The 17231-nt window shown below is 73.6% G+C and carries 10 protein-coding genes; 7 read left to right on the forward strand and 3 right to left on the reverse strand.

The window, feature by feature from the left end:
* Position 1 precedes the first annotated feature (1 nt).
* Both IH45_RS0124535 and IH45_RS0124540 read right to left on the reverse strand, forming a co-directional pair.
* A complete protein-coding gene (locus tag IH45_RS0124535; protein WP_030672358.1) occupies positions 2-904 on the reverse strand; it encodes a DUF4097 family beta strand repeat-containing protein in 903 nt (300 codons plus the stop codon).
* Positions 905-1352: 448 nt separating this feature from the next.
* The gene (locus tag IH45_RS0124540; protein WP_030672361.1) at positions 1353-1532 is read right to left on the reverse strand and encodes a DUF6104 family protein; all 180 of its coding nucleotides are present in this window, start codon (positions 1530-1532) and stop codon (positions 1353-1355) included.
* 152 nt (positions 1533-1684) lie between these two features.
* On the opposite strand from IH45_RS0124540, the gene IH45_RS0124545 reads away from it, so the two are divergent.
* The 7 genes from IH45_RS0124545 to fxsT all read left to right on the forward strand — a co-directional run bounded on the left by IH45_RS0124545 (position 1685) and on the right by fxsT (position 13598).
* On the forward strand, positions 1685-2077 hold the full coding sequence (locus IH45_RS0124545) for a CU044_2847 family protein (RefSeq protein WP_030672363.1): 393 nt from the start codon (positions 1685-1687) through the stop codon (positions 2075-2077).
* The gene (locus IH45_RS0124550; RefSeq protein WP_030672366.1) at positions 2077-4251 is read left to right on the forward strand and encodes a VMAP-C domain-containing protein; all 2175 of its coding nucleotides are present in this window, start codon (positions 2077-2079) and stop codon (positions 4249-4251) included. Before IH45_RS0124545 ends, IH45_RS0124550 begins: the two co-directional genes overlap by 1 nt.
* 184 nt (positions 4252-4435) lie before the next feature.
* Complete coding sequence (locus IH45_RS0124555) at positions 4436-5494, forward strand: AAA family ATPase (protein ID WP_030672369.1); 1059 nt, start codon at positions 4436-4438, stop codon at positions 5492-5494.
* A gap of 6 nt (positions 5495-5500) precedes the next feature.
* Positions 5501-8809, forward strand: a complete 3309-nt coding sequence (locus IH45_RS0124560; protein ID WP_030672371.1) for an SAV_2336 N-terminal domain-related protein — start codon at positions 5501-5503, stop codon at positions 8807-8809.
* 81 nt (positions 8810-8890) lie between these two features.
* Positions 8891-9118: a YxD-tail cyclophane-containing RiPP peptide gene (locus IH45_RS0124565; protein ID WP_030672374.1), complete on the forward strand. Its 228-nt coding sequence runs from the start codon at positions 8891-8893 to the stop codon at positions 9116-9118.
* 163 nt (positions 9119-9281) lie between these two features.
* Positions 9282-10499: an FxsB family cyclophane-forming radical SAM/SPASM peptide maturase gene (locus IH45_RS0124570; protein ID WP_199810714.1), complete on the forward strand. Its 1218-nt coding sequence runs from the start codon at positions 9282-9284 to the stop codon at positions 10497-10499.
* 93 nt (positions 10500-10592) lie between these two features.
* Positions 10593-13598, forward strand: a complete 3006-nt coding sequence (gene fxsT / locus IH45_RS0124575; RefSeq protein ID WP_030672380.1) for an FxSxx-COOH system tetratricopeptide repeat protein — start codon at positions 10593-10595, stop codon at positions 13596-13598.
* A gap of 69 nt (positions 13599-13667) precedes the next feature.
* Here the strand turns inward: fxsT and IH45_RS0124580 are convergent.
* The coding region (locus IH45_RS0124580) for a multifunctional oxoglutarate decarboxylase/oxoglutarate dehydrogenase thiamine pyrophosphate-binding subunit/dihydrolipoyllysine-residue succinyltransferase subunit (RefSeq protein WP_030672383.1) at positions 13668-17231 on the reverse strand (3564 nt) is incomplete at its 5' end.

Consider the following 17231-nt stretch of genomic DNA (forward strand, 5'->3'; position numbering starts at 1 on the left):
GTCAGAGCACCTTCTTGGGGGCGGGGCCGGCGGGGCCGGCGGGGCCGGCTTCGCCGGCTTGCCTACCGGGGGCGTCGTGCGGGTCTGCGGGCTCGGACGGTGGGCGGCGCAGCAGGGCCAGGCCGCCCGAGATCGTGGTGACCTTCAGCCGGCCGTTGCCCGAGCCGAGTCGGCCCGTGATCCGCTTGGCCCCCCACTGGCCGCTGACACGCAGGTCCTCGAAGGCGTTGGAGACCGTGCCGCTGGTGGTGTTCGCGTCCACCTCGGTGTCGCCCGGCGCGGGCAGCCGGATGGCGACCTCGCCGGAGACCGTCGTCAGCTGGACGTCCGTACCCGTGGCCGCCGGGTCGAGGTCCAGCATCATGTCGCCGCTGACCGATTCCGCCTTCACGGAGCCGCCGGAGCCCTCGATGAGGGTCAGGTCGCCCGAAACGGAGTTGAAGCGCAGGTCGCCGGTGACGGCCTGGCCCTCGACCCGGCCGGACACGGTCTCGGCCCGTACCGGGCCGGTCAGGCGGACGAGGGTGCTGTGACCGGTCACGCCGCGCACCTCCGTCCGCCCGGCGATCCCCGAGATCACCGTGCTCGCGCCCGCGGTGCCGATCGCGACGTTCGTCGCGGTGGGGACGGTCACGGAGACGACCGCGCTGCGGTGCCAGCCCTTGCGGTGCAGGAACCCCCTCCAGGGCAGGTCGTCGTACGTGACGGTGAGTGTCCCGGCCTCCTGCCGTACGGTCAGCGGCGGGCCGGACACCTTGCCGATCTCCACGCGGGGGCGGCCGCCGTCGGTCGTCCCGACGACGTTGACGGTTCCGCCGACCAGGTGCACCTCCAGTGCGGTGACCTCTTCCTCGATCTCCAGCGTGCGCGGCGCGGAGACCGACCACTCGGTCCGGGCTGACATGTCCTGGCCTCCCCTGGGGCGTCGGTAACGCGAGCTATCGCGTGTCCGGGTAACACGATATATCGTGGGCGGGGAGGCGCCAAGTGGGTCGTCCGCTGGCGCGGTGGGTGGGGGTGTCTGGACCGCGCTTCGCGCGGATCGCGCTGTCGCGCTGGTTCGCATTGGTTTCGCCGTGGGGCGGGGGCGCGCAGGGGGCCAACTCCTCGGCACCGTGCACGGCGTCCAAGGGTTAATAGTGAACCGAGGGCACCCGGCTGCCTGCGGGGATGGCTCGGGGACACGTAGGGGTCTCCCCGCAGGCGACCGAGGCCCCGGCCGCGAACGACCATAAGGTCGCGTCCCCGGCAACGAGGAGTGACCCCTGCGGGGCCCCGAGCCCCCACCCACCGGGCAGACCGCGCGCAACGCGCACCCCCACCGAGCCGACCGTGCAACCCCAAGCGCGTGACTACTCGTCCTCCTCGTCGTCCAGTCGCGCCAGCCACGTAGCCAGCCGCTCCACCGGAACCTCGAAGTCCGGATTGAGGTCCACGAACGTGCGGAGCTGGTCGGCGAGCCAGGCCAGGGTGACCTCTTCCTCGCCGCGTCGGCTCTCCAGCTCCTCGATACCGCGATCCGTGAAATACACCGTGTTCTCCACCTGGTTTCCGTGACGTTCCCGGCCAGGATAGGCAGGCGCCGCGACCCCTCGCGTCACTCGCACCCTGGGGATAACCTGATCACCTGTCAACGGCCCTGGGGCAGTGCGACATTGCCGCTCAGGGGGAGCAGGAGGCCGTGATGCGCGATCGCGCACATCTGATCGAGCTGCCCGACGGGACCCAGGTCTGGGCCCGCGTCTCCCGGTTGGACATTTCGGGCGATCCGGACGAGGAATACAACGACGTCGGCGTGTGGGACGCCCTCGGCGCACGGGTGGAGGGCCTGCGGGAGCTGGTCGGCGGGGTCGCGGACAGCGTGCGGGCGGCGGCCGAGCGGGTGGCCCCGGACGAGACCAGTGTCAGCTTCGGCGTGGAGGTGGCGGCCAAGCCCGGGCGCGCCGTGGCGCTGCTCGCGGACGGTGAGGCCAAGGCGAACCTCTCGGTGACGCTCACCTGGCGGCGGGAGCGGGAAAGGGCGGCGGCGGATCAGGGCCGGAGCGACGGCCGAGGGCCGGACGATTCGGGCGTGTGATGGCGGCCTCGGAAGGCGGTCACGGGTCCGCGCGCACCGAGCGTGCCGACCGCGAGAAGTACGCGCACCTCCTCGGCCACGCGGGCCGCGCCACCGTCGCCGTCCGCCCGGCGCCCGGCGTGGACCCGGCCCCGCTGTGGGGCAGTGGCGTGTTCGTGGCCCCGGGGTGGGTGCTGACCTGCGCCCATGTGCTGGTCAGCGGTGACGGGCGAAGCCGCCCGACCGGACCGGACGGGGAGGTCGGTGTCGCGTTCGGCGGCCGGGTGGTCGCCGCGCGCCTGGAGTACGACCTGAGCCGCCCGGGGCCCGCTCACCCGGCCGGCCACGGCCCCCGCACCGATCTGGCCCTGCTCCGGGTGCTCGATCCGGACGTCGCGCATCCGTGCGCCTGGCTCAGCGATCAGCCGGCGGCGCTCCTGGAGGACGCGTTCATCTTCCGGGGGCATGATGAGCTCGGCGTCGGTACGGGGACTGGCGCGGGCGCCGGTCTCGACGCCACCCCCGGCGATGCCGCCGGTGCGGCCCCGGCGCACCCGTACCACCGTGCCCCCACCCCCATCGACCCCTTCATCGCCGTCCGCTTCGGCGCCCGCGACTCCCGTGGGCTCCAGTTCGGCAGCGACGTACGCGTCACCCCGGGCGCGTCCGGCGGGCCGCTGCTGGACTGCGACCGCGGGGAGGTCGTCGGCATCGTCAAGGGGAGCCACCGCGAGGACCGGGTCGGGCTCGCGGTGCCGGTGACCGAGTTGCGGCGGCTGGCGCCGTACCACCTCGTACCGGGTGCCACCGGGCTCGGCGACGACCCGTACCACGCGCTGATGAGCCTGCACGACCGCTGGCACTGGGCCGGGCAGGACCTCGGCGGGACGGGCGAGCCGACCTGGTTCGACGCGCAGCACGCGATCATGTCGGGGCGCGGCCGGCTGTGGGGCGTGCAGGAGCGGCTGCAGGCGCTCGACCTGCTGGCGTCGCTGCCCGCGCCGCGCGATCCGCTGGTGGTGGCGGCCGCGGTCGCCGAGGCGCTGGGGCGCGCGGACCCCTCGGGCCGTACGGGGCGGGCCGGGCCGTGGACGCTGCGTACCTGGCGGGACGGGCACGGCGCGCTGTACCAGGGGAGCGACCCGTATACGGAGCTGTGCGCCTTCGTGCACTACCTGCGCATCGTCGCGCAACGCACCGCCGACGAGGCGCGTGGCGCGCCCGGTGACGAGGGCGCCGTGATGCGCGTGGCGGCCGAGCGGCTGGCCCTGTTCGTGACGGCCAAGGCGGTCGTGCTGCTGCCCAGGGACCGGGAGCGGATCGGCCCGGTGCGGCGGCGGCCCGACTCGGTCCTGGTGGAGTTCGAGCCGCTGTTCTACGAGGATGCGGGTGGGCGCCAGCTGTTCAACTGGTCGGTGAGCGAGGGGTACGGCCAGGGGCAGTGGCAGCGTGTCGACATTCAGGAGTCGCGGGCGGGGATGACCTTCGAGGAAGCCCGTGACCAGGTTCTGCGGCGGCTCGGTCCGCGGCTGCTGCGCGCCGATGACGCGGCGGGCGGTGTGCGGGTGCGCCTGGAGGTGGCGGTGCCGGAGGAGCGCTGGCACACCGCGGCGGACCGCTGGCAGGTGCCTGCTTCCACCCGTCGTACGGCGCGGCTGCGTCCGCTGGGTCCGGCGCGGGCGGTGGTGCTGCGCGACCAGGGGCGGCGTCAGGAGGGCCGTGAGGAGGTGGACCCGGCCTGGCTGCGGCGCTGGCAGGGGCTGACCGCGGCCCGGCGGCTGACCGCGTTGCGGGTGCCGCCCGGTAGCCGCGCCTCGGTGTCGGGGCTGTCGCGGCTGCTGGAGGAGGCGGACGAGGGCGCGGTCCCGGCGCTGTGCCGGTCGGTGGCGGACGGCGCCGGGCTGGAGGCCGTCGGCTGGGCGCTGGACACCGGCCACCCGGTCGCCCTGTGGCCGGCCGGCGGCCATGACGAGCGCGACTGCGACCGGGTGTGTGACGAGTACCACCGGGAGGTGCAGCAGCTGCTGGGGGCGCCGAAGTCGGTGGCCGAGCTGCCCGAACTGGTGCGTGAGCTGCGCGCCAAGGCCGCGGAGGGCGGCGCCTCCTGGGCCCGCGATCTCGTGCTGCTCTACGACGACCCGGGCAACCCGATCCCCCAACTCTTTTCCCAGGGAGCGCAATTGTCGCCCCAATGACGGCCCCCGAGACCGGAAAACGCCCCGTATCCTTCCGTCCGGCTGGCTACTGTCCTAGCGTCGTGAGAGATTGCCATGGGGGACGGGTCCGGGGAGGGCGGGAAGCGGTGCCGACGCTTGCCGGATGCTCCGCCGCGGCCCTTCGCCCCTGCCCGATGGCCGGCCGGCGACGAGGAGTTCCGACGTGAGCGACTGGCTCATCTACCGTGGCGCGGGGGCTCCGCACGACGGCATCGAGCAGTTACCCCCACCCCCTCCGTGGCGCGATTTCGACGGCGGCCCGCTCGTGGCGCCGCCCGCCGCCCTCGACCACGCCTCCGAGCGCCGGCTCGGTGTGCAGCGCCGCGAGGCCAGCTACCACCGGCCGGGCGAGACGGAGCGCGAGCTGGTCAACGCGGCGCTCTACCTGCGCCGCCCGCTGCTGGTGACGGGCGCGCCGGGCAGCGGGAAGTCCACCCTCGCGCACTCGGTCGCGTACGAACTGGGCCTCGGCCGGGTGCTGAACTGGTCCATCGTCAGCCGCAGTTCGCTGCGTGACGGGCTGTACGAGTACGACGCCATCGGCCGCCTCCAGGACCTCCAGATCGCCCGCGCGGCCCAGCCGCAGGCGACGCCGGGACCGGCGCAGGGGCGGCCGGGCCCGCAGGACGAGCCGGGCGGCGGCATCGGCCGCTACATCCGGCTCGGCCCGCTCGGCACGGCCCTGCTGCCCGCCGCGAAGCCGCGCGTCCTGCTCGTCGACGAGCTGGACAAGAGCGATATCGACCTGCCGAACGACCTTCTCAACGTACTGGAGGAAGGGGAGTTCCGGATTCCGGAGCTGGAGCGGCTGGCCGGATCGGCCCCCGAGGTGCCGGTGCTCGGCGACGACGGCGTGCGGGTCACCGTGCGCGACGGCCGGGTGCGCTGCCGTGCCTTCCCGTTCATCGTGCTGACCAGCAACGGCGAGCGGGACTTCCCCGCGCCGCTGCTGCGCCGCTGTATCCACCTGAACATCCCCACGCCCGACAAGGAGCGGCTCGCGGACATGGTCCGGGCGCACTTCGGCGAGAGCGCCGCGGCCGACTACGAGTCCGTGATCGACCGCTTCCTGGACCGCGAGCCCGGCGACGTACGGGCCGTGGACCAGCTGCTCAACGCGATCCACCTGACGCGGCAGGCCGGCTGGGCGGACGAGGACGAGGAGGAGACGCGGCGCCGCCTGACGGCCGAGCTGCTGCGGCCCCTGGATCGGACCAGGTGACCCGCGGTGCCGGCCGGCGGACCGGGCTTCGGCCCCCTCGGTGAGATCGTCGCGCGGCTGCGCGCGGCCGGCCTGCCCGCCGACGCCCGTGCCCTGGCGGACGCCCTGTGGCTGGCCCGGTGGATCGTCCCGGGGGCGCCCGACGACGGCGTGACGCCTGCCGAGGAGACGATCCCGCCCGCAGCGCAGGGCCCAAAACCGGCCACTTTCTCCGTCGACCCCCATGGCCGGGAGTCCGCCCGCGATACGCCGTCCGCCACGGAACCCGCCGCCCGGGACCGCCCCCGCCGTACGGAAGTCGACCTGCTGCCCGCCCAGGACGACCGCGCCCTCACCCCCGGCCACGGCCGCCTCGGCGAGGTCGGCATCCCGGTGGCCTCCGCCTTCCCGGGACTGCTGCCGCTGCAACGCGCCCTGCGGCCGATCCAGCGCTACCACCCGCCGGTCGCCCCGGCCCGTCAGGAACTGGACGAGGCCGCCACCGCCGACCTCTCCGCACACGCCGAAATGATCATCCCGGTGCTGCGCGGCGTCCGCCGCCGCGCGGCCAGCCTGCGCCTGCTCATGGACGGCTCGTCCTCGATGGCCGTGTGGGAGCAGATGCTGCACGACCTGCGGCAGGTCTGCGAGCGGGTCGGCGCCTTCCGCGACGTGACGGTGCACTACCTCCACCCGTACGGCGACGAGGTCGGCGTCGCCGCCGGCCCCGGCCGGGACGCGCCGCTGCGCCCCGCCGACCAGCTGCACGACCCCACGGGCCACCACGTCACCCTCGTCGTGAGCGACTGCGCGGGCCCGCTGTGGCGCGACGGGCGCATCCAGCGCCTGCTGTACCGCTGGGTGGCCGACGCGCCGCTCGCCGTCGTGCAGCCGCTGCCGCAGCGGATGTGGGCGCGCACGCTGCTGCCCGCCGTCGCGGGCACCCTCGTACGGCAGCAGGGCCCGTTCCGCGCCCTGGACTTCCGCCCCGCCCGGCGCCGCCGCCGTACTCCGTCCGCGGCCGGGCAGGCGCAGGGCGGCAACCGCGAGCGCGCCGTACCGGTCCTGTCGGCCGCGCCCGCGGCCCTCGGCTGCTGGGCCCGGCTGGTCGCGGCCGAATCCGGTCTGTCGCTGCGCGGCGCCGCCGCCGTCGTCCGCCGCGACCACGGCCTGGGCGCGGACCTCGCCCGCGCCGCCGAGCGCCCCGAACCGTCCCGGCTGGTACGCGAGTTCGAGCAGACCGCCTCGCCCGACGCCCGCCACCTGGCCGTCCACCTGTCGGCCGTACCGCTCGCACTGCCCGTCATCCAACTCGTCCAGCGCGCGATGCTGCCCCAGACCGGCCCCGCCGAGCTGGCGGAGGTGCTGCTCAGCGGCCTGATAGAGCAGCTTCCCGACCCCGCTGGCCCGCCGGGCGGCGAGGGCCCGGCCGGCGGCCCCTGGTACGAGTTCGTGCCCGGCGTACGGGACGAGCTGCTGAGCCGCCTGAGCGCCGGCGAGGCCGCCCTCGTCCTCAAGCACTGCTCCCTCTACATCGAGCGCACGTTCGGCCGCAGTGCCCGGAACTTCCCCGCGGTGGCGGTCGCCATGCTCTCCGGCAGCGGCCGGGAGCCGACGACCGGCCAGCGCGCCGTGCCCGAGCCGTTCGCGCGGATCTCCGAGCGGGTGCTGCGCCGGTTCGAACCGGCCCTGCGGACGCCCGCGCAGCTGTCGTACGCGCCCGACGGACCCGCCGCCGAGGGCGCCGCGCTGCTGGAGCGCTACGAACAGGACGGCACCGTACGGGACTTGATCGAAGCGGTGCGGCTGCTGCGCGCCGCGGCGCAGCGCTCGCCCGCCGCGGGCACCGACCTCGCCCGCGCGCTGCTGCACGGCTGGGCGAAGTGGCGGCAGCCGGACGCGCTGGAGGAGGCGGAGCGGGCGGTACGGGCGGCCGCGGAGGCCGTCGGCGGCGATCCGGCGCAGTCGGCGGACGGGGACGGCGAGGCACGCGTCAGGGCGCTGATCGTGCTCGCCCGGGTGCGCTACGCCGCCGCGCAGGAGCGCGGCGCCGCGGGGTACCCGGACGGTGAACGGAGCGCGCTGGAGGAGTCCGCGCGCCACCTGGACACCGCCTGCGGGCTGATGAGCCTGCTGGATCCCCGCGTATTGGAGAGCATGGTGCTGCGTACCGAAGTGCTGCGGCGGCTGGCCGCGCTGCCCTCGGCCGCCGCGGCCGTCACCGGCCGCGCCGCCGACCCGCTGGACGAGGCCGAACAGGCCCTGACCACCCTCCTGGAACAGTGGCCCAGTGGCGAGCAGGTGCCCGGCGAGATCTATGCCGCACGCGGCGGCGTCCTGCTGGACCAGGCGCGCCGCGCCGCCGAGTACGAAACGGAGACCGAGGCGTACACCGGAGCGCTCGCCCTGCGCGCCACCGCCGACCTGGACGCCGCCACCACGCTGCTGCGCCGCCGGGGCGGCTCCGCCGACCGCGAGGTCTGCGAAACGCTGCTGGAGCTGGCCCAGGCCCGCTCCCTGCTCGGCGGCGGCACCGGCCCCGACGCCGTGCTCCCGGTCCTCGAACGGGCCCGCGCGCTCGCCCGCGAACTGCGCGACCCGGCCCTGGAGGCGGAGAGCCTGAGCCGTACGGCCGAGGCGTACAGCGCGCTGCACGCCCGCACCGCCGACCCCGACGCCCTGGACGCGGCGATCGAGGCGCTGGCCGCCGCCCTGCGGCTGACCACTCCCGACTCGCCCGAGCACAGCTCCCTGCTCGCCCGGCGGGGTGCGGCGCTGCTGCTGCGCGCCCGCCTGGAACCCCCGGGCGACCAGGCCAAACGCCTGGCGAACGAGGCGGTGCACGTGCTGCGCGAGGCGCTCGGCCGGGTCGCCCCGCACGACCCCGAACTGGGGGCCCACCGCCTGCTGTTCGGCCGCGCCCTGCGCCTGCGCCACGACCGGCAGCCCTCGCTGGCCGATCTGCACGAGGCGGACTGGGTGCTGGAGCTGGCCGCGCGCAGCTCGGCCGACCCGGTGGTCGGCGCGGAAGCCTGGCTGGAGGTCGGCGACGTCCAGCTCGTACTGGACCGCCGCTTCGACTCCCGGGAGCGGCACGACCGCGCCGCCGCGTCCTACCGCAGGGCCGCGTCCGCCGCCGAGCGGGCCGGCAGCCCCCTGCTGGCGGCGCGCGCCCACCACCGGCGGGCCGGCGTCCTGGAGGACACGGCCGGGCCGCAGGCGGCGCTGCCCGCCTACCGGGAGAGCTGGGAGCAGTGGCAGCGCGCGTCCGAGGAGAACGGCCCGGAGGCCCGGCGTACGAGGGAGCGGATGCGCGCCCTGGAACCGTCCGAATGAACGGCTGACCCGGCCGGGCCGGGTGTTTCCGTGCCCGGGCGCGCGGGAAACACCCGTCCACCCGGCCCAGAGGAGAACAGCGTGGCGACAGTCCCCGTCACCGGTACGGCCCCGGCCGCACCGGCCGAGCCGTCCGGTCCGTCGGCAGAGCCGCTGCCGGACTTCGGCGGTGTCGATGTGGCCGCGGTGGCCGCACGGACGGGCCACCCGGTACTGGGGGAGGTGGCCGCCCTCCTGCTGCGCAACTGGATCCCCGCCGAGCGGGCGGTGGCGTACTACGACGATGGTCCGGGCCCGACCGTGCGGTGAGCGTCCTTTTCTGAACACCGGGCGTCGGTTTTTGGGCAAACGGGCTTCGGTTCCGGCCAGTTGCTATTGCCGTGTGCATGTTCTCCGGTGGCCGAGCCAGGTATCGCGACAGCGGGCCGTCATCGGGCTGCCCGGACGTCGGACGCAGGCAGGGGGCGGCGTCGTGGTGTTCCAGAGCCTTGAGGCGCCCGCGGTCCCCTTCCGCCAGTTCGTCCTGAAGACCCACAGCCGCTGCAACCTCGCCTGCACCTACTGCTACATCTACGCGGGCCCGGACCACAGCTGGCGCGACCGCCCGCCGCACGCCCCGCCCGGCACCGTCCGCCGGACCGCGCTGCGCATCGCCGAACACGTACGCGCGCACGGCCTCGACGAGATCCGCGTCGACCTGCACGGCGGCGAACCCCTGCTCACCGGCCCGGGGCCGCTCCTCGCCCAGGCCGCCGCGCTGCGCGCCGTACTCCCGGCCGGCTGCCGGGCGCACCTCGGCGTACAGACCAACGGCACCCTCCTCACCCCACAGGCACTCGACGCCCTGGCAGCCGCGGGCTTCCGCATCGGGCTCAGCCTGGACGGCGGCACCCCCGGCCTGAACCGGCGGCGCGTGGACCACGCAGGACGGCCCTCCTGGGCGGCCGCCTCCCGCGCCGCCCGGCTGCTGGCCCGCCGCCCCGACGCCTTCGCGGGCATCCTGTGCACCATCGACATCACCTCCGACCCCGCCCTGGTCTACGGCTCGCTGCGCGCGCTCGGCCCCCCGATGCTCGACTTCCTCCTCCCGCACGCCAACTGGACCAGCCGCCCGCCGCTGCCGCCGGGCCCGGCGAGCCGCACCCCGTACGGCGACTGGCTGTGCACCGTCTTCGACCTCTGGTGGGACGAGAAGGAGCCCGCGCCCCGGATACGCCTCTTCACCGAGATCATCGGCCTGCTGCTCGGCCGCCCCAGCAGCAGCGAGGCGGTCGGCCTGTCGCCCGTGGTCGCGCTCGTGGTCGACACCGACGGCGCCATCGAGCAGGTCGACTCCCTCAAATCGGCGTACGAGGGCGCCGCCGCCACCGGCCTGGACGTCTTCCGCAACAGCTTCGACGAGGCGCTGGCCCACCCGGGGATGGCCGCCCGCCGCCTCGGCGCCGACGGCCTGTGCGCACAGTGCCGCGCCTGCCCGCTGCTCACGGTGTGCGGCGGCGGCAACTACGCCCACCGCTACCGGGCCGGCAGCGGCTTCCGTAACCCGTCCGTGTACTGCGCCGACCTGGAACGGGTGATCCGCCACATCGCCGCCCGGCTCGACGCCGAAGTGCACGCGGACCGGCCGCCCGGGGCCGGTGCCGGACTGGCCGCCGTGTCCGTCAACTGGCCTACGCCGTACAAGACCTGACGTGGCGTCGCCGCACGGGGCGATACTTGGGCTATCGTGCCGAACAGCCAGCTCGCGCACGCGCGAACCGCCGCATCCCGAGGAGACGGGCGCATGGCCGACCAGTCCGCTATTACCGGCTCCGGAGAGCACATCACCATCAGCTATGCGGGGTTCAACCGGCCCTGGGCGGCGTGGATCTCGCACCAGCTGGAGCAGCTCGGGCACGGCACCACCATGCTGCGCTGGGACCCCGCCGCCGACAGCCCGCTGACCGAGGAACTGGCCGGCCTGCTCGCCGCCGAAGGCCGCCTGCTCATGGTGCTGGACGACTGGTACTTCAAGCTGGGCCCCAAGACCCACGAGGAGTGGACGGCCGCCCTCCAGGAAGTCGTACCGGAGCACGCCGACCGGTTCGCCGCCGTCAGCGTCGCCACCCAGCGGCTGCCCGCCACCGCCTCCGTGCTGCGCCCCGCCGACCTGCGCGACCTGGACGCCGTCGAGGCCAACCGGCGCGTCCTGAACCGCCTCGGCGTCCCGGCCGCCGCCCGCCGCCCCGCCGAGCCCGCCGCCAACGCCCCGCGCTTCCCCAACGACCCGCCCGAGATCTGGAACATCCCCCGCCGCAACAACCGCTTCACCGGCCGCGACACCGCGCTGGAAGAGCTGCACGGCAAGCTGGCGGGCCCGCTGCCGGGCCCCGGCCAGCCGCTGGAGACCCGGATCGCCCTGTACGGCATCTCCGGCGTCGGCAAGAGCCAGATCGCCGCCGAATACGCCCACCGGTTCGGCAACGACTACGACGTGGTCTGGTGGATCAGCGCCACCAACCGCGGCGCCGCCCGCGAACAGCTCGCCGAACTGGCCACCCGCATGAACCTGCCGGTCGGCCAGGAGCTGGGCGACCGCATCCGCGCCGTCCACGAGGCGCTGCGCATCGGCCGCCCGTACCGCCGCTGGCTGCTGATCTTCGACAGCGCCGACGACATGGAGCAGATCGAGGACCTGGTGCCGGACGGCCGCGGCCACGTCCTGATCACCACCCTCACCCGGGACTGGTCCGGCTCCGGCAGCGCCCAGGAGATCGAGGTGCTGCCCTTCACCCGCACCGAGTCCGTCGCCTACGCGCGGCGCCGCGCCCCGCGGCTGACCAACAAGGAAGCCGACCTGCTGGCGGACGCCGTACAGGACCTGCCGCTGCTGCTCGCGCAGACCGCCGCCTGGCTGGACGCCAACCCGATGGCGCCCCGGGAGTACATCGAACTGATCCGGCGCGGCGAGCCGAGCCTGGTCGGCATCCGCATCTCCACCGACTACCCGATGGCCTTCCAGACCAGCTGGGCCATAACGCTCAACACGCTGCGCGAGCGCAGCCCCGCCGCCGTCGAACTGCTCAAGCTCTTCGCGTTCTTCGCGCCGGACGCCATCCCGGTCCCCATGCTCGCCCGTGCCCGCCGCGGCGACCTGCCCGAATACCTCGCCGACCTGGCCGCCGAGCCGATCGCGTGGAACACCGCGCTGCGCCGGCTGACCGAGTCCACCGCCGTACGCCTGGACTACCAGGTCGCCCAGACCACCTCGGACCCCGCCGTCGAGACGGCGCAGATGCACCGGCTCTACCACCGGTTCCTGCGCAGCGACATGGCCGAGGACGAGCGCGACTCCATGTCCGCCACCGCCTGCCGGGTGCTCGCCACCGCCGACCCGCAGAGCCCCTCCGACACCCGCACCTGGGAGCAGTACGCCGCCCTCATCCCGCACCTGGAGCCGGCCGGCGTCCTGGACAGCCCGGAGACCTCCGTCCAGGAACTGCTGCTGAACTGCATCGAGTACCTGCGGGTCCGCGGCGAATACCGCATCGGCCTGCGGCTGTGCGAGCAGTTCCTCTCCCGCTGGCGCACCCGCATCGCGCCCACCCAGCGCACCATGCTCGTGATCACCCACCAGCACGCCAACATGCTGCGCCGCCTGGGCCGCTACCGCGAGGCCGAGGCGGTCGGCAGCGCCATCGTCGAGGAACTGGCCGCCGAACGGGACCCGGGCGACGGCGCCCTGCTGCGCGCGCAGGACGGCCTGGCCGGCACCCACATGGCGCTGGGCTCCTACCAGCAGGCGCTGGAGATCTTCGAGTCGGTCGTCCGCGGCCGTACGGAACTCCTCGGCCCCGAGGCCCCCCTCACGCTCTCCTCCCGCAGCAACCTCGCCTCCGCGCTCAGCGCGGTCGGCCGCTACGAGGAAGCGCTCGCCCTCTACGGCGAGGTGCTGCTCGTCTGGGAGCGCCAGCTGCGCGCCCGGCACCACCTCACGCTCGGCGCCGCCTATTCGTACGCCCGCATGCTGCGCCTGCTCGGCCGCTACACCGACGCCCTCTCCCGCCAGGAGCTGAACGTACGGCTCTACCACCAGGTCATGGGCAAGCACACCCCGCTGACCCTGCGCGCCGAGCACAACCTCGCACTGTGCATGCGCCGCTCCGGCGCCGTCACCCAGGCCGACGCGCTGATGGGCGACGTGGTGGAGCGCTCCCGCCGGGTGCACGGCCCCCGCCACCCGGAAACCCTCATGATGCAGGCCAACTACGCCACCTTCCTGCGCGAGCACGGCGACCTCGGCCAGGCCAGGGAGCTGGGCGAGGAGGCGGCCGAGCGGTACCGCACCCTGGTCGGCGAGGCCCACCCGTTCACGGTCGGCGCGCTCGGCAACACCGGCCTGGTGTGCTGGGAGTTCGGCGAGCGGGACAACGCGCTGGCCATCGCCGAGCAGGCGCTCGCCGGCATGACCCGGGCGATGGGCCCCGACCACCCCTGGACGCTGGGCTGCGCCCTGAACGCCGCCGGCGCCCGCAACCGCGTCGACGACGAGGAGAGCGCCGCCGGGCTCAGCCGGGACACCCTGGAGCGTGCCAAGCAGACGCTCGGCGAGACCCACCCGCTGACGCTCTCCGCCAAGACGGCCCTCGCCGACGACCTGCGGGCACTGCGGCGCGGCCAGGAGGCGTCCAAGCTGGAGCAGGAGGCCGTGCAGCAGCTCACCGAGACGCTGGGCGCCGAGCACCCGCACACTCTCTCCGCCCGCCGCCGGCGTCGCCCGTACTGGGACTTCGAGCCGCAGCCGGTCTGACGGCGAACGGCGAGGGGCCCCGCAGCGATCGCTGCGGGGCCCCTCGCTTTCACACCGGGTGGATCCGGATCACGCGTCGAACGCCTCGGCGATCAGGGCGGCCTGCTCGGCCTGGTGGCGCTTGGCGGAGCCCACGGCCGGCGACGAGGAGTGCGGCCGCGAGATGCGGCGCAGGCGCTCGCCGTGCGGCACGTCGGCACCGACGGACAGGTCCAGGTGGTCGATCAGGTTCAGACCCAGGAACGGCCACGCACCCTGGTTCGCCGGCTCCTCCTGCACCCACAGGTACTTGCCCGCGTTCGGGTACTTGGCGATCTCCGCCTGGAGCTCCTTGCCGGGCAGCGGGTACAGCCGCTCGATACGGACCAGCGCCGTGTCGAACGCGCCGCGCTTGACCCGCTCCGCCTCCAGGTCGTAGTAGACCTTGCCGGAGCAGAAGATGACCTTGGTGACGTCCTCGGCCTTCGCCGCGTCGTCCGAGATCACCGGCCGGAAGCCGCCCGTGGTGAACTCCGCCGTCTTCGACGACGCCGCCTTCAGACGCAGCATCGACTTCGGGGTGAAGACGACCAGCGGCTTGTGGTGCGGGTTGTGCACCTGCCAGCGCAGCAGGTGGAAGTAGTTCGACGGGAGCGTCGGCATCGCGACGGTCATGTTGTTCTGCGCGCACAGCTGGAGGAAGCGCTCGATACGGGCCGAGGAGTGGTCCGGGCCCTGGCCCTCGTAGCCGTGCGGCAGCAGCAGCGTGACGCCGGAGGTCTGGCCCCACTTCTGCTCCGCCGAGGAGATGAACTCGTCGACGATGGTCTGCGCGCCGTTGACGAAGTCACCGAACTGCGCCTCCCACATGACCAGCGCCTCGGGGCGGGCCAGCGAGTAGCCGTACTCGAAGCCCATCGCCGCGTACTCGCTCAGCAGCGAGTCGTAGACGTTGAAGCGCGCCTGGTCCTCGGACAGGTAGAGCAGCGGGGTGTAGTCCTCGCCGGTCTCCCGGTCCACCAGCACCGCGTGGCGCTGGCCGAAGGTGCCGCGGCGGGAGTCCTGGCCCGACAGGCGGACCGGGGTGCCCTCCATCAGCAGCGAGCCGAAGGCGAGGGTCTCGCCGGTGCCCCAGTCGATGGTGTCGTCCTCCACCTGGGCCGCGCGGCGCTGCAGCTGCGGCAGCAGGCGCGGGTGGACGGTGACCCGCTCGGGGATGTTGACCTGGGACTCGGCGATCCGCTTCACGACCTCCTGGGAGATCGCGGTGTCCACGGCGACCGGGAACTCGGCCTGCGGCTCCGGCACCTCGGGGGCGGCCGGCGCGGTGGTGGCCTCGCGGACCTCCGTGAAGACCTTCTCCAGCTGGCCCTGGAAGTCCTGCAGCGCCTGCTCGGCCTCCTCCAGCGTGATGTCGCCCCGGCCGATCAGCGACTCGGTGTAGAGCTTGCGCACCGAACGCTTCTTGTCGATCAGGTCGTACATCAGCGGCTGCGTGAAGCCCGGGTTGTCGGTCTCGTTGTGACCGCGGCGCCGGTAGCAGATCAGGTCGATGACGACGTCCTTGTTGAACGCCTGGCGGAACTCGAACGCGAGGCGCGCGACCCGGACGACGGCCTCGGGGTCGTCACCGTTGACGTGGAAGATCGGCGCCTCGATCATGCGGGCCACGTCCGTGGCGTACATGGAGGAGCGGGCCGACTCCGGGGCGGCGGTGAAGCCGACCTGGTTGTTGATGACGATGTGCACGGTGCCGCCGGTGCGGTAGCCGCGCAGCTGCGACATGTTCAGCGTCTCGGCGACCACGCCCTGGCCCGCGAACGCCGCGTCACCGTGCAGCTGGACCGGCAGGACGGTGAAGTCCGTGCCGCCCTTGCCGATGATGTCCTGCTTGGCGCGGGAGATGCCCTCGACGATCGGGTCGACCGCTTCGAGGTGCGAGGGGTTGGCGGCCAGCGAGACCTTGATCTGCTCGCCGTCCAGGCCGGTGAAGGTGCCCTCGGCGCCCAGGTGGTACTTCACGTCGCCGGAGCCGTGCATCGACTTCGGGTCGAGGTTGCCCTCGAACTCGCGGAAGATCTGCGCGTACGACTTGCCGACGATGTTGGCGAGGACGTTCAGGCGGCCGCGGTGGGCCATGCCGATGACGACCTCGTCCAGGCGCGACTCGGCGGCCGAGTCGATGACCGCGTCCAGCAGCGGGATGACGGACTCGCCGCCCTCCAGGGAGAACCGCTTCTGGCCGACGTACTTCGTCTGCAGGAAGGTCTCGAACGCCTCGGCGGAGTTCAGGCGGCGCAGGATGCGCAGCTGCTCCTCGCGCTCCGGCTTGGAGTGCCCGCGCTCGACCCGGTCCTGGATCCACTTGCGCTGCTTGGGGTCCTGGATGTGCATGAACTCGATGCCGGTGGTGCGGCAGTACGAGTCGCGCAGCACGCCCAGGATGTCGCGCAGCTTCATCATGGTCTTGCCGGCGAAGCCGCCGACGGCGAACTCCCGCTCCAGGTCCCACAGCGTCAGCCCGTGCTCGATGATGTCGAGGTCGGGGTGCTTGCGCTGCTCGTACTCCAGCGGGTCGGTGTCGGCCATGACGTGGCCGCGCACCCGGTAGGCGTGGATCAGGTCGAAGACCCGGGCCGCCTTGGTGACGTCGTCGTCGTGGGAGACGTCGATGTCGCGCAGCCAGCGCACCGGCTCGTAGGGGATGCGCAGCGACTTGAAGATGTCGTCGAAGAAGTCGTTCTCGCCGAGCAGCAGCTGGTTCATGATGCGCAGGAACTCGCCGGAGGCGGCGCCCTGGATCACGCGGTGGTCGTACGTGCTGGTCAGCGTCATGACCTTGGCGATGCCCAGCTTGTTCAGGGTGTCCTGGGAGGTGCCCTGGAACTCCGCCGGGTAGTCCATCGCGCCGACGCCGATGATGAGGCCCTGACCGGGCATCAGGCGGGGCACGGAGTGGACGGTGCCGATGCCGCCCGGGTTGGTCAGCGACGCGGTGACGCCGGTGAAGTCGTCCATCGTCAGCTTGTTGTTGCGGGCGCGGCGGACGATGTCCTCGTACGCCTGCCAGAACTCGAAGAAGCTGAGCGTCTCCGCCTTCTTGATCGCCGCGACGACGAGCTGGCGGTCACCGTTGGGCTTGACCAGGTCGATGGCCAGACCGAGGTTGACGTGCTCGGGCTTGACCAGCGTCGGCTTGCCGTCCTTCTCCTGGAAGGAGTAGTTCATCGACGGCATGGCCTTGAGGGCCTGCACCATCGCGTACCCGATGAGGTGGGTGAAGGAGACCTTCCCGCCACGGGCGCGCTTGAGGTGGTTGTTGATGACGATGCGGTTGTCGAACAGCAGCTTCACTGGGACGGCGCGCACGGACGTGGCCGTGGGCAGCTCCAGGGAGGCGTTCATGTTCTTCGCCACGGCGGCGGAGGGGCCACGGAGGGTGACCAGTTCCGGGCCTGCGGGCGCCTCGTCGGGCTTCACGTCGTCCTTCTTGGCTGCGGGCTTGGCAGCCGGCTGAGCAGCGGGCTGAGCGGTGGGCTGGGCGGTCTTCGCGGGTTCGGCCTTCGCCGGGGCGGCCTTGGCGGGCGCCGGGGCGCTCGTGGCCGGCTGGGCGGCCGGGGCCGCGGGCTGCTGCTGCGCGGGCCGGGCCGGGGC

Source organism: Streptomyces rimosus subsp. rimosus (genome assembly GCF_000720725.1).
In the GTDB taxonomy this organism is placed as follows: Bacteria; Actinomycetota; Actinomycetes; order Streptomycetales; family Streptomycetaceae; genus Streptomyces; species Streptomyces rimosus_A.